Annotated in this window: 11 protein-coding genes; 6 read left to right on the top strand and 5 right to left on the bottom strand. The window is 45.4% G+C overall.

What is annotated here, in order from left to right; all coding sequences use genetic code 11:
• Positions 1-2: 2 nt before the first annotated feature.
• Positions 3-626, bottom strand: a complete 624-nt coding sequence (locus tag VER99_RS10075; RefSeq protein ID WP_014232621.1) for a trimeric intracellular cation channel family protein — start codon at positions 624-626, stop codon at positions 3-5.
• Between the two features lie 263 nt (positions 627-889).
• Here VER99_RS10075 and VER99_RS10070 point away from each other — a divergent pair, with 263 nt between their 5' ends.
• The 3 genes from VER99_RS10070 to VER99_RS10060 all read left to right on the top strand — a co-directional run bounded on the left by VER99_RS10070 (position 890) and on the right by VER99_RS10060 (position 2,371).
• On the top strand, positions 890-1,420 hold the full coding sequence (locus tag VER99_RS10070) for an elongation factor P hydroxylase (RefSeq protein WP_020334577.1): 531 nt from the start codon (positions 890-892) through the stop codon (positions 1,418-1,420).
• 15 nt (positions 1,421-1,435) lie between these two features.
• Complete coding sequence (locus VER99_RS10065; RefSeq protein ID WP_014232619.1) at positions 1,436-1,699, top strand: YfcL family protein; 264 nt, start codon at positions 1,436-1,438, stop codon at positions 1,697-1,699.
• A gap of 147 nt (positions 1,700-1,846) precedes the next feature.
• Positions 1,847-2,371: an NADPH-dependent FMN reductase gene (locus VER99_RS10060; protein ID WP_020334576.1), complete on the top strand. Its 525-nt coding sequence runs from the start codon at positions 1,847-1,849 to the stop codon at positions 2,369-2,371.
• Between the two features lie 188 nt (positions 2,372-2,559).
• Here the strand turns inward: VER99_RS10060 and mnmC are convergent, their stop codons facing one another.
• Positions 2,560-4,578: a bifunctional tRNA (5-methylaminomethyl-2-thiouridine)(34)-methyltransferase MnmD/FAD-dependent 5-carboxymethylaminomethyl-2-thiouridine(34) oxidoreductase MnmC gene (gene mnmC / locus VER99_RS10055; protein WP_020334575.1), complete on the bottom strand. Its 2,019-nt coding sequence runs from the start codon at positions 4,576-4,578 to the stop codon at positions 2,560-2,562.
• 129 nt (positions 4,579-4,707) lie between these two features.
• On the opposite strand from mnmC, the gene fabB reads away from it, so the two are divergent.
• Positions 4,708-5,919: a beta-ketoacyl-ACP synthase I gene (gene fabB, locus VER99_RS10050; protein WP_014232616.1), complete on the top strand. Its 1,212-nt coding sequence runs from the start codon at positions 4,708-4,710 to the stop codon at positions 5,917-5,919.
• Between the two features lie 392 nt (positions 5,920-6,311).
• Here the strand turns inward: fabB and VER99_RS10045 are convergent, their stop codons facing one another.
• A complete protein-coding gene (locus tag VER99_RS10045; RefSeq protein ID WP_020334574.1) occupies positions 6,312-8,135 on the bottom strand; it encodes an alpha-L-fucosidase in 1,824 nt (607 codons plus the stop codon).
• A gap of 130 nt (positions 8,136-8,265) precedes the next feature.
• Positions 8,266-8,418, bottom strand: coding sequence for a hypothetical protein (locus VER99_RS10040; RefSeq protein ID WP_155521823.1), 153 nt, complete (start codon positions 8,416-8,418; stop codon positions 8,266-8,268).
• 50 nt (positions 8,419-8,468) lie between these two features.
• Here VER99_RS10040 and VER99_RS10035 point away from each other — a divergent pair, with 50 nt between their 5' ends.
• Both VER99_RS10035 and VER99_RS10030 read left to right on the top strand, forming a co-directional pair.
• On the top strand, positions 8,469-9,221 hold the full coding sequence (locus tag VER99_RS10035) for a DeoR/GlpR family DNA-binding transcription regulator (RefSeq protein WP_020334572.1): 753 nt from the start codon (positions 8,469-8,471) through the stop codon (positions 9,219-9,221).
• Between the two features lie 373 nt (positions 9,222-9,594).
• On the top strand, positions 9,595-10,908 hold the full coding sequence (locus tag VER99_RS10030) for an alpha-L-fucosidase (protein ID WP_020334571.1): 1,314 nt from the start codon (positions 9,595-9,597) through the stop codon (positions 10,906-10,908).
• Between the two features lie 668 nt (positions 10,909-11,576).
• On the opposite strand, the gene VER99_RS10025 is transcribed toward VER99_RS10030, so the two are convergent.
• Positions 11,577-13,499: an ABC transporter substrate-binding protein gene (locus VER99_RS10025; RefSeq protein ID WP_020334569.1), complete on the bottom strand. Its 1,923-nt coding sequence runs from the start codon at positions 13,497-13,499 to the stop codon at positions 11,577-11,579.
• Positions 13,500-14,014 lie beyond the last annotated feature (515 nt).

Raw genomic sequence — 14,014 nt, 5'->3', positions numbered from 1 at the left:
GTTTAATGAAGTGAGCTTTCGGTTTCCAAATGGAAAGATGGCAAACGCCATTTAAATCGAACCGCTGCCATACGTAACACATAGCCAACCACCAGCGTTACGATAGTGGCCGTGACGTCCGGCACATTAAATTCTAATAATGCTAAGTACAGCCCAGAAGCGATTAAGGCTACGGATGCGTAGAGCTCTTCATGCAGTACTAATGGAGTCTGACGACAAATCAGATCACGAAGTAGTCCGCCAAATACACCAGTCACTAATGCAGACACCATACAGATACCAGGGTGCAGCCCCATATCCAGTGCGATTTTAGTGCCGATGATACTAAAGACGATCAAGCCTAGCGCATCGAGACGAATAAACAGACCTTTTAATTTGATCACCCATTTCGCTAGCCCTGTTGTTAAAATCCCAGCAAGGCAAGTGATGGCGAGAAACTCCGGGTTTTTTACCCAGCCGAGCGGATAGTGCCCTAATAAGATATCACGGACGGTGCCGCCACCGATGGCAGTGGCACTCGCGACCAACATAACTCCAAACCAGTCCATTTTTCTTCGTCCGGCACTTAACGCACCAGTCATGGCTTCAGCCGTGATACCAATGACATACAACACACTTAGCAGCATAAGGGACACTCAACATCAAATACAACCAGGCTTGAAGCGATGGGAAAGTGCCTCAAACCTATCAATACGCTCTACTCATCTGAGAGCATAAAATATTGCGAGAGTGTAGTGGGAAATGTGATCTGTGACGAATGAGAAATTGTATCGAGAAGTAAGGTTTCAGATTAATCCAGCTAATAACCAAACCTGTTGTGTGGCTTTACGAGCTGGATAAAAACAGCGACAATGCGCAGCGTAAGTCCGTATAAAATACAGAATCGATGATGACCCACGACTATCAAGACCTTATCACCCTATTTAACGACACATTTCTAGAACCTTTTAACACGAAACTAGAGCTGGGTGGAGATGAACCTATCTACCTTCCTGCTGATGAAGAGCAACCTCACCACCGGATTATTTTTGCTCGTGGTTTCTATGCGTCTGCACTTCATGAAATCTCGCATTGGTGTGTAGCTGGCCCTGAGCGTCGTTTGTTGGAGGATTTTGGTTATTGGTACGAGCCGGATGGCCGAACGGCTGAGGTTCAGGCTGAGTTTGAGAAAGTAGAAGTTCGCCCTCAGGCATACGAGTGGATACTGTCTAAAAGTGCTGGCTTCCCTTTTACTGTCAGTTGTGACAATCTACACGGCGATTTTGAACCAGATAGGCTTGGTTTTATGCGTAAAGTGCATAACGAAGTGTTAGGTATTCTGGAGACGGGATTGCCGCAACGAGTGAAAATGCTGTCTGAAGCGCTACGCTCTTTTTACCAAACTAAGCCGCTGGAAGCGTCTGACTTTATCGTTAAATAACCTCAGAGATACTCCATGATTATTGAATTTGAAGAAAAACTACTGGAACTGATTGATGCTCGAATTGAAACAGCATCAGATGACGAGCTGTTTGCTGGTGGTTATCTGCGTGGTCACATCTCTTTATCTGCTGCATCGTGTGAAGACGAAGGCATCAATGATATTGAAGAGCTGAAAGCTCGCATCGCCAACAGTTTAGATGAAGCTCGTACAGAGCTAAGTCCATCCGATCGCATTATTGTTAGCGATCTATGGCAAGAGCTACAGGCTCAAGCTTAATTATTCCTACCCCATTTCTAATAGTTTCGAAGTAGGCCTACGTACTATTTCGAAAAATTTGAATCTCTCCGTAAAATTTTTGTGGTTGTTGGCAAACTGTTTAACTTTTATTCTGATGGCATAAAGAGTGAACAAAAGGATACAACCATGAAAATTGTCGCATTTGCTGCTTCTACCAGCTCAACATCAATCAACAAAGTACTTGCTACTTACGCAGCCAATCAAGTTGAAGGCGCGCAAGTGAATGTATTGGACCTAAACAACTATCAAGTTCCAATGTTTAGTGAAGATACAGAGAAAGAGATCGGCCAGGCAGAGGGTGCGATTGCCTTCTTAAGAGAGCTAGAACAAGCGGATGCAATCGTGGTTTCTTTTGCTGAACACAACGGTTCTTACGCTGCAGCGTACAAAAACTTGTTTGACTGGGCGACGCGTATTGAACGTAATGTATTCCAAAACAAGCCAGTTGTTTATCTAGCTACATCTCCAGGCCCTGGTGGCGCACAAAGCGTATTGGCAGCGGCAACAGGTTCTGCTCAGTTCTTTGGTGCAGATGTTAAGGCGTCTGTGTCAGTGCCAAACTTCTACGAGAATTTTGACGTAGAAACCGGTGCAAGTCTAAATGCAGAAATCGCTGAGCAAGTACAACAAGCAGTCGCTCAATTGGCGTAACCCAGCCAGGATTTACTTCCACAGTTATTATTTCTCGGGAATGATACTCGTGTTTAGTGAATGGTAAGAGCCCCCACCTATCTCTAAGCACAGTCATTCCTTTGAGTTTAGTGTGGTCTGGATGCCTCTAATAACGCATCGTTGTTACAAGCTCCCTGACCACGCTTTTTGTTTCTGCCAAAACTTAACTAAAGTTCAGTAATCGCCTTACCTTTGCGCAGCTTACGAACCCACATCCGACTTGGATGCAATTCAGCTAACACTTCTACAGGCAGTGGCAGAGGGTCGCCACAAATTTGTGAAGCCAGCAGTTCAGCCATCAGTGGTGCAGAGCTCAATCCGCGAGAACCCAGACCTAAAAAGCAGAATAGGTTAGGGAACTGATGAATTGCTTCAACTTCCTCTTCCTTCAGGTTTTGCAAGTTTGCGTATTGTGTTTTAACTGACTCAAAATTACTCACATTACCAATAAATGGCAGGTGGTCGCGACTCACACAGCGAATGCCTTGGCGTGATAAGTTTCCTGTTATGTCGACCTCGTTGGTCCATGTCTGATTTGGCACACACTTGACGAGCTTGTCAGCATTGTCGCGTTGCGCTTCGGCATCAAACTCGTAATCCAAATGGCTGCGATCGTAACTTGCGCCAATGCAGAGCTGCTGATTATTTGGGTTAACAGGCGTCATGTAGCCATCGTAGCAAAGCACCGATTTCAGCTTAGAAAGCGTTTCTGTTGCTGGCGCGTGGCTTACCTGACCTTTGACTTGTCCCATAGGCAGATCCGCGGTTTGGCTCAACGTTTGGAACTCATGGCCATTGGCAATCACGACGGCTGAGTGTTCAAAGGTTTGACCATTCGATGTTAGTACCCAGCTTTGACTTTCTTCATTCCAAGTGAGCGCGTCGATTTTGTGTTCAAGCTTGGCTTCGAAATTGTCATTTTTTTCAAGCTGAGCGATCAGCCCACGAGTTAATTCGGCAGGACAAAGCCAACCACCCAAAGGGTAGTGCACTGAAGGCATATCGATAGGCAAGCCAATAGCTTCAGCCGTTTCTTCTGTTGAAAGTTTCTGAATGAGCTCGGGCGTGAAGTTGCCTTCTAATATCCTTTCTAACTTAGCTGTGGACTTTTCATCCCACATCAATTGGGTGACGCCACACCACTCATGGTCAAAACTGATTTCTTCCGCCGTTTGCTCAATAAACTGACGAGCGAACAGAAAGGCAGGAGCAAACACACGCGACACACCAGTGTGAGGGCCATTAAGCAGTGGATAAACGGCGCCTTGTCGGTTACCCGATGCCCCTTCTGCTGGTCGAACATCTTTACAATACAGTGTGACGTTTTGACCACGACGGCTTAATGTTTTTGCCAGGGCTGCGCTTGCTATGCCACCACCAATAATGGCAATTGAGTCAGAATGGCTTGCCGCTGTTCGGTTAAACCAGGGTAAGTGATTTGAGTGTGTTTGACGCTGTTCCATTGTGCCGGCGATCATTTCGCGCTTGGTACCAAAGCCTTTTACTTTGGCCATGGTAAAGCCTGCTTCAATCAAGCCACGACGCACAAAACCTGCTGCAGTAAAGGTCGCGACAGTACAATCTTGCTTGGCCAGTTTTGCCATACCGTTGAACAGATTCTGATTCCACATCTCTGGGTTTTTACTAGGTGCAAAACCATCCAGGAACCAAGCGTCGATCAAGCCTGATTCACCATAAGGTACTTGTGGCATGCAGTCTTTGATATCACCAAACCACAGGTCGAGGGTGATTGCGCCATCTTCTAATACGATTCGATGGCACTCTGGTACTGCTGCTGGGTAGTGTTTTTGAAGTTTCGCGGCATAATCTGCTAACTCTGGCCAGGCTTGATGGGCTTTTATTAGATCCGCCTGACTCAGAGGATACTTTTCGAAACTGACAAAATGCAGCTCTTTTAATGTTGCCTCAGGGTTTTCACGATGAAACTCGTTAAACCACTGCCATACCGCTAGGAAGTTTAATCCAGTGCCAAATCCGGTTTCACCAATGACAAAGCGTCTTTGGTCAAACTCCTGCCATCTTTCTGGGAGATGATTTTTTTTGAGGAAAACGTAGCGTGTCTCTTCAAGACCGTTTACGTTAGAGAAGTAAACATCATCAAATTGGTCAGAAACTGGCGTACCAGATTCGTTCCAACCCAGTTCTGCGTTTTTTATTGAAGTCATATTGGTCGTAATTTTGTGATTTGGCACGGTAACAATAGGACGATTGTACGAATTTATAGGAAAGCTGACCACTTTTGTTGACTATCTTAGTTATTATCTAGCGGATTTTTGAATTATAGGAATGTCATAATGAAACGAGTCGTAATCACCGGTATGGGTATTGTTTCAAGTATCGGTAACAACGTCGAAGAAGTTCTAGCGTCTCTTAAAGCGGGCAAATCTGGCATCACTGCATCTGAGCAGTTCAAAGAACACGGTCTTCGTTCGCAAGTATGGGGTGATCTGAAAATTAACCCAGCGGAACACATCGACCGTAAACAGATGCGCTTTATGGGTGATGCGGCTGCTTATGCATACCTATCAATGCAGCAGGCAATTGAAGACGCTGGCCTATCTGACGATCAAGTTTCAAACGATCGTACTGGTATTGTTGCTGGTTCTGGTGGTGCTTCTGCGTTAAACCAAACACTAGCGACAGATACGATGCGTGAGAAAGGCGTGAAGCGTATTGGTCCATACATGGTTCCACGTACCATGTCTTCTACTGTTTCTGCGTGTCTTGCGACACCGTTTAAAATTCGCGGTGTGAACTACACAATGAGTTCAGCTTGTGCAACGTCTGCACACTGTATCGGCCACGCTATGGAGCTAATCCAGCTTGGTAAACAGGACATCGTATTTGCGGGTGGTGGTGAAGAGCTAGATTGGTCTCAAACTATGATGTTTGATGCGATGGGCGCACTTTCTACCAAGTACAACGACACTCCAGAAAAAGCATCTCGTACGTACGATGCTGACCGTGACGGTTTCGTTATCTCTGGTGGTGGCGGTATGCTGGTTATCGAAGAACTAGAGCATGCACTAGCACGTGGCGCGAAAATCTACGGTGAGATCGTAGGTTACGGTGCGACTTCTGATGGCTACGACATGGTAGCGCCATCAGGTGAAGGTGCTGTTCGTTGTATGAAGATGGCAATGCAAGGCGTTGACCACATCGATTACATCAACACACACGGTACTTCTACGCCTGTAGGTGATGTGAAAGAGCTAGGTGCGATTCAAGAGCTATTTGGTGAAAACAGCCCTGCAATCTCTGCGACAAAAGCGATGACTGGTCACGCACTAGGTGCGGCTGGTGTTCACGAAGCAATCTACTCGACGCTAATGCTAGACAACAACTTCATTGCTCCAAGCATCAACATTGAAAACTTGGATGAAGCTGCGAAAGGTCTGGATATCGTAACTGAAGCTCGTGATGCTGAGATCGATACGGTAATGTCAAACAGCTTTGGCTTTGGCGGTACTAACGCAACGCTAGTTATCAAGAAATACCAAGGTTAGTCAGTACACTGCTAATCGAAATTGTTGGGGCCTTTCGTCAGACGAAGATGTGTCCCAACAAACCAGTTTCCAGAGCTTGATCAGTTTAACTGGTCGAACAGACGCAGACTTTATCCCAAGGAGAGCGGGATAAGATCCTTTTGTTCTGGAACTTTGCCCGGCTTAATGCCGGGCTTTTTATTTTGTGTAATAAGAGTCACACCTCACCGAATTATACCAACCTAAGTAAGAAAGTGGTCATACTTGATTATAGAAACAGGCATCGAATACAAACACGCATGAACCCATCCATGGGGCTTCGATTTGCCATCCATGGCAAATAGAGTTTGTTTATCGAACCCTGTTCCCTGAACAGTTAATTTTCCAGATTGGTAATATTAGAAATCCTAGGCTCACGCCAAGCGAGGGCCCAACTGCAGATATTCAAGATTAATGTAATCCTGACCATATTTTTCAGACTGATCGATAGCCAGCGGCAACTCGCTTATCTCCAGTGTATATTCACCGGCTTGAGGAAAATGCAGCTCGCCCAAGCGACTGTGAACGTTCTTCCACGGTACCTGGGCATCGTTGGCGTCTGTTTTGTCGAGGTTTAGCTCAAACTCCCAGGACTGATCCGCACAGCTTATGCGACCAGTTTTACCGTTGTGCACCCATTGAGGGTCTTTATGATGCATGGTTTCCAAAGAAACCAGATCTAAGGCGAACCGGCCCGGGCGCTCAACTTGGAAGGTCCAGCGGTAAGTGAGTTTTTCAGGATCAAAGTGAGCGATATTGAGCGTGTCCAGGCGCACTTTGGCCAGTCGGTCCTGATGGATGATAGGGTTGATGTCCAGCTCACCGTCATACTCCAGCTCGATCACCAGAGGCATCCGATCATAATTGTGCTCGAATTGCAGGTTGAGGGTGCTGGCCGTAATGCCCGTATCGGTATGTGTTTTCTGCAAATAGGAAACATGGCCTTTGATTTGGTGATCAAGCAATCGCACCTGTTTGATTCGATTGTTGAGACTATGTAAGCAGATAACGTTTTGCTCTGGCTGACGCTGCACATGCAGATACAGTTTATTGGTGGCTGGTCTATGTGTTACCACGCCCCAATTGAAACCGGTCTGCAGCGGGGTAGCTTCTGTATCGATCACCGCTTCCTGATTCACCTGCATCCATTGGCCTATCTCGCTAAGTAATCTCACAAGGGACTGTGGAATACGCCCGTTATGATCCAGGGTTATATTGAGCAGAAAGTTCCCGCCCCGGCTAACTACGGAACACAGCTGGTTTATCAGATCCTTACTGGACTTAGTATTATTGTCATTGCGGCTATAGCCCCAGTTGTCATTACTGGTAGCAATGCCTTCCCAGTAATATGGCTTGATATAAAGTGGCTCCATGTAGTTGTCGTGACCGGTTTTGATATCCCAATCCAACTGGTACTCACACTCCGGTGCCGTAACTCGGCTGTTAACCACCGCATCAGGCTGTTTTTTCCGGATTAATGCCATCAGTTCGCCGATCCGACGTACGTGGTCAGCTTCTTCTTGTACATCAAAGCCCCCCATATCAAACCACAGCGAACATAGATCTCCGTACTGCTCAAGCAACTCATTAACCTGAGGCATGCACTTCTTATTCCAGTATTCCTGATAATTGGCTTGGTCTGGGTTGAAGTCCCAGTCATTGGGGGCTTTTGACACCGCGTTTTCGTTCTCCCAGTCGATCACATGCGAATAATATAGGCCAAAATCCAAGTCCTTATGACGACAGCTTTGACTGAGTTCCGCGACTGGATCGCGTTGAAACGGTGTGGCATCTGTGATGTTGAAAGGATGTGATGGGCTGTGATACATGGCAAACCCGTCGTGATGCTTAGCTGTGACCACCATATAATTCATCCCGGCTGATTTGGCTAACGCCGTTACCTGGTCGGCATCAAATTCGCTAGGGTTAAAGTCAGAAGCGTATTCTTTGTAGTCCCGCATAGGAATACGGGCAAAGTGGGGCAGCCATTCGCTAATGATGTCGTAGTATTGTCCCTGATAATACCCGGCCAGATCCCGGTGGCAATAAAGCCCCCAGTGGATAAACATGCCAAAGGTATTTTTTTTCCAGCGGTTCAGCCCTTGCTTACTGACGCCAGTAAAGGCATTGCGATTGTCCAACTGGCTGTTAGCCTGGCTGCTTGTTCCTGTCAGTTCACCTGCTGTGGGCTTGGTCATGATACACCTGTCTAATTTTATGAAATACCTTTTCATAATAATTGTTTTATCGGTTCCAGCAGAGTCAGGTGCAGTTAGATGCGAGCTTTCTCACGCTAACTTTGGTTTGTTGATGTAAATACGCTCTTATCTAATGCACGTTAATGCCCGCTTCAACCGTTACCTTTTTTAAATCGGTCATCAACTCATTGTCATCCTTCAACCAAAACGCCCACTTTGCCCGAACTTGCGTGATATTAATCGCACAAACAGTTTGAACGGGTGCAGTGCCTACAATTTTCAATTTAACATTTGCTTTATTGAAATGATGTTTCATTAAGTGATGTTTAGAGCATGAACAACAGACAAAATTACATTGTTGATCAAGTCCGAAAGCAAGGTGAGGTTAAGGTTGAGGAGTTAGCTGTCGATTATGGCGTCTCTGTTGAGACCATACGCCGCGATCTGAATACATTAGCAAAACACAGCCTGTTATGTCGTACTCATGGTGGTGCAGTCAGCCTGCAGACTCGTGACATAGGCCAGACATTCTCCTCACGACAGAAGTTAAACGCACAAGCTAAGCATGTAATGGCAAAGCATGCACAGCACTACCTTATCGAGAGAAGCGTCATTGGAATGGATGCCAGCTCTACCTGTCTGCACGTTGCCCGGCTGATGCCTGATATAGCTTGTACTTTGGTAACCAACTCCACTGGCATAATGCAAAGTATGACAACAAAAGAACAGGTGTCCGTCATTGTGACTGGAGGCAGTTTTTCCGTCAAATACTCTGCCTTTCACGGCCCCATTGCCGAACAGGCGTTGTCCCGTTTGAATCTGGATGTGGTTCTACTGTCCTGCAGCGGGGTCGATGAAAACGGAGCCGTCTGGGAGTCTAACGAACTGAATGCCTCTATCAAACGCCGCATGCTGGGTTGTGCGGCTCAGGTGGTACTGCTTGCCGATACGAGCAAAATAGGCAAAAAGGGGCTGATCAAGATTTGTGACGCCACAGAGATAGATATCTTTATCAGTGATAGCCGAGTAAACAGTAAGTTACGGCAGCGACTAAAGAAAAACCAGGTTTTGGTTATTGATGGATAAGCTCGCTGACATAAAACAAATAAAGAAAGCAGAAATAAGAAGAGATAGAACGAAACGGACGATATCTCCGTTACTGAAAACGTTGAATCCAAGTTGTTACGTTTTGCTTGCGCCGGTTTAGCAGTAGCTAATATATGCGGCAAGTCTTACCTATCTGAAGGTGAATTGCCGGAGGTGTAACCATGTCATCCACTGTGCCGCTATTTCCACTCTGAACAAGGACTTTCCCGTCATTCATTACGTGATCGCTGCCAGATCCGGCAACGATATTCCTCGCATACCTTATGCAGCCTTTGGCGCATTAAGCGCAGGTGTTTGTTTTGCCGCGAATAAAACGATATATCGCTATAGAAAAGTAATTAGGTAAATACTTATGGAAAATTTAGTTATAAAAGAAAGAACCGAGCGCACGCAGTGGTACTGCGAGGCGAGATTCGGGATGTTTATTCATTGGGGGCTCTATGCGATTCCAGCAAGAGGTGAGTGGGTAAGAAGTAATGAGCACATGCCAAAAGAGGACTACGATAAATATTTCGATGAGTTTGATGCCAAGGAATACAACCCTAAAGAATGGGCAAAGTTAGCAAAAAAAGCAGGCATGAAATACGCCGTATTAACGGCTAAGCATCATGATGGCTTTTGTCTATATGATTCTAAATATACTGATTTCAAATCTACCAACACACCTTGTAAAAGAGATTTGGTTCAAGAGTTCTTACAAGCTTTCAGAGATGAAGGTATCAAAGTTGGGTTGTATTTTTCACTTATAGACTGGCGACACCCGGATTATCCACATTTTGGAGATACACATCATCCAATGAGACAGTGTGAAGATTATAAAGGTACGGACCATGATTTTGATAATTACCTAGGGTATATGCACAATCAGATAGAAGAGCTTCTCACCAACTATGGTCATCTAGATATTATGTGGTTTGATTTTTCATATGATGATATGAATGGTGAGAAATGGAAAGCATCAAAGCTCATTGAGATGGTGAGAAAGCTTCAGCCACATGTGGTTATTGACAACCGATTGGAAGGCAGTGGAGAAACGGCAGGTTCAATAAGAACTCTTAATCCAACCCCGTACTCAGGAGATTTCGATTCGCCAGAACAAATGATTCCACCAGAAGGAATAAGAGATGAAGCAGGGAATCATATACCATGGGAAGCGTGCATAACTCTTAATAGGCATTGGGGGTATCATGCACATGACAATCACTATAAATCAGCTAAGTTAGTTGTGCGTACATTGGTCGAATGTGTCAGCAAAAATGGTAATTTGATTTTAAATGTAGGGCCAGATGCCAAAGGAAGAATCCCGAAGAAGTCCGTAGCGATTTTAGAGGAAGTGGGCGAATGGTTAGCTGACAATGGTGAAAGTATCTATGGGTGTGGCTATGCAGAGCTACCAAAGCCGGAATGGGGACGCTTCACAAGAAAAGGCAATAAGTTATACGCCCATGTGATGGAAGAACAAATTGGTGCGGTATGTTTACCTAATATGGCAAATAAAATTGACCGAATGAGATTGCTTAAAGATGGTTCAGAGATAGAAGAGAGCTTTTTTTGGAACCTGCATGAGTACAATGAAAATGCATTTTTCTTTTTCGATAAGAAAGTAACCGCCGGATATCCATTGCCTGAAGAAAAGGATACCGTTGTTGAAGTTCTACTTAAGTAATCATAGGGTTGCTACTTAATAGCTGGTGGGTTTTTATAACAAGGCTATGGGTAAAGCCTTGTTGCCTATTGACTTTATAGGTATAGGTAAAAGTTTGACAGTTGACCTTGCAGGTCTGAGCTAGTGAAAGTTAAACCGTTACCCAGAGCAGTTAATTGTCGTCGGCTTTTGTTGCAAAACTTGGGGCGGTGTTCGTTGTAAATCACAATGAGCACCGCCTTTATACTAATTCGCATCGCGATGTGATTGCAGTCTCTTCCAACATCCAACTACCGATCTCTCCTCATAAACGAATCATAGAGTTTTGCTAACCAAAGCGAACTTCGCTTACGCACTATTCGTTTAGACATTATTCGTTTAGACACTATATTCCCCTGAGCAAGTGGCTGAATGTTTTGCACCTAGTTTCGCTCTTCCCTTATTCTGTTTTGTCTTTTCGGTAAGATATAGACCGACTGGCGAGGTGGTTTAATCCTTGATATAACGAGCTGGCAGCTGTTCAAATTGCATTGGTGAGACGATTAAGTGAGGTGCGTGTAAGTACTTCGAAAAATGTTATAAAAAATCCCGCGACAATCTAAATTGACACGGGATTTTGAAGCGCTTAGCAGATCGGTTAAGACCTCATTTCGGTTGGTAACTGAACTGCATTAGGCATTGCTGCCAATCTACTTATCGGCTTCTTTCCACAGTTGCGCGGTGCGCATTGGGCCTGGAGAAGCGATGGAATAAGAGTCTGGTACTTGTGTATCGGCATTATGTACGCCATGCTTGATGACCACACCCTCATCCAAAGATGACACTGTACCGATGGTGTAGAAGTGTTCTTTGGAGATCTGGAGGATTTCTTTCATCAGTTTGTTTTGCTCTTCCTGAGATGCGGTTTCCCCCATTTTGCGATACAGCTCGATTTGCTTTTTCACATGCGCCGGTGGCTCAACTGCTGTTGCGTGGTTTTTGTCTGACATCCAGTAGTAGTAACCAATGCCCCAGATAGACGCTGGGTTTTGCACTGCATAAGCGGCGAAAGAGTCCAGTACACCGATACCACCATCGCCTGGAGGCGGTAGTAAATCGAAGTTGTTGTCGAGGCGCTGTGTCTGCATAAATGAACCTTCAACAATGCGAATATCTAAAAATATACCCACTTCTCGCCAGTCATTTTTAACTAACTCAAGGATGTCGGTGCGCTCGCCTACGTGAGATTGATCCATCAAGGCTTCAATACGCAGACGTTCACCAGTTTTATCCAAACGATAGCCTTGTTCGTCACGTTTGTTCAAACCGATGGCGTCCAGCATCTTATTGGCTTTATCTGGGTCATACTTGGTAAATTGCGTTGCGAACTCTTCATCGTAGAAAGCAGAGCCTTCGGCTGGTGCCGCCTGATAAGCCTTTACTACACCTGAGTAAATGGTTTCACTGATCCCATCACGATCGATGGCATGAGACAGGGCAATACGGAAATCTTTATTGCTAAATAGCTCTCGTTTAATCGGATCTCTATGAGTTTGGTTAAGAGGTAAGACTAAAGCGTTCATCCTAGTGCTAGGACGGAAGTCGTATTTGTAGCCACCTTTTTCTTGATTATCCATCAACATAGGGCGATAGGTGCTCAGGCCGATATGGCGGGTTTGGAAATCAGTCTCACCTGCAGCAGCGCGCAACACCATTTCTTCTTTATTCTCAGAATAGGAGAAATAAATACTATCCAGATAAGGCAGTTGGTTGCCCGCTGTATCTACCATCCAGTAGTAAGGATTTCGCTCCCATACGGCATACTGTGTTTTTGGACCTGGCGGAACTTTCACTTTCCAGGCGTTAACGGTTGGGCGCTCAGGGTTGGTGTAGTGCTCAAAGAAGTAGTGAGCGCGGCACTTGGTCTGGAAGTACTGCTGCCAGCTATCAAATCCCGCTGCTTTGGCGTTTGCTTCGGCGTTATTGTTGAATTCAGGCAGGAACTGTTGGCAATAATGTTTAGGGAACTGAACGATGTTGGAGCCGTCGGTGTTGGCCAGCTTACGGATGAACATACCGTCTGGTTTCGACAGAGTGAACTTAATCGTGTTGGTGTTGATCACTTCTGCTTTGGCGTCGCCTACATTACGGGCAAAAAACGGACGGTTACCAGACCAGTCGTCACGGTTCATCAGATCGATATAAAATGCGATGTCTTCAGCGGTAAATGGGTGACCGTCAGACCACTTCATACCTTTGCGCAGGGTAATGGTGTATTCGGTCAAATCTTTGTTGACCGTGTAGCCAGTGGCTAAGTTTGGTTCAATGCCGGTGTAAGTGCGGTTGAAGTTGAACAGGTTGTCGTATTTAAGCATACGCATACGATGGCCATTGTCTTTCTTCAGACCCAGCAGTCGTAACTCTCCACCGTATTGGCCGATAGATTCAATCGGTTCAACGACCAACGGGTTTTCCGGTAGGCGTTTTTCCACTGCAGGCAGCGTTCCGGAGTTAACTAATTCAGCTAATTGTGGCGCTTCATTGTATGTGGCCGCTTGACTGGAAAAGGAGATTGCAAGCGCAACACTTGCTGCAACTTGGGTAACAAAAAGGGGTAGGGCAGTATTTTTCACAGGGCACCTTTATTATTTATTTCACGTCGAAAGAACAGTCACGGGTTATCCGTGTTCGCCAAGGAACGGGTTAGCAACGATGCTTAAACAAACATTCCGAAACGATGTTTCAACTAATTTATTCGAGTCTGATTAATATGTGGTGGAGCGACAGATGTTCTGCGAGTACTCTCTCAAAAAAAGTCAGATAGGCCCATTTGCCATTGCCCATCATTATCTATTTTTGCCCGTTTATCGGGGAGTTAAGTTTATTCGGGCAATGGTAAATAAGACCACGGGTGGTCAACAGCGACAAACAAATACTCAACCTGATTCCTATAAATGTTGATGATAATGCTCAACCTAGTTAGAGGTATTTGCGAGACTGGAACGTTTCTATGCAAAAATGTTTTACCGCGTAACTATCCATTGATGAGCTGCGACAAACTTACGCTCTCCTTCGACAGGGGCTGGAAGTCATTTGGGTATATTTCTTGAGATTTCTCGGGAAAAAGGCACAATCACTGCAATTTTTA

This window comes from Vibrio natriegens NBRC 15636 = ATCC 14048 = DSM 759 (assembly GCF_035621455.1).
In the GTDB taxonomy this organism is placed as follows: domain Bacteria; phylum Pseudomonadota; class Gammaproteobacteria; order Enterobacterales; family Vibrionaceae; genus Vibrio; species Vibrio natriegens.
This window is presented reverse-complemented; position numbering and strand designations above follow the sequence as displayed.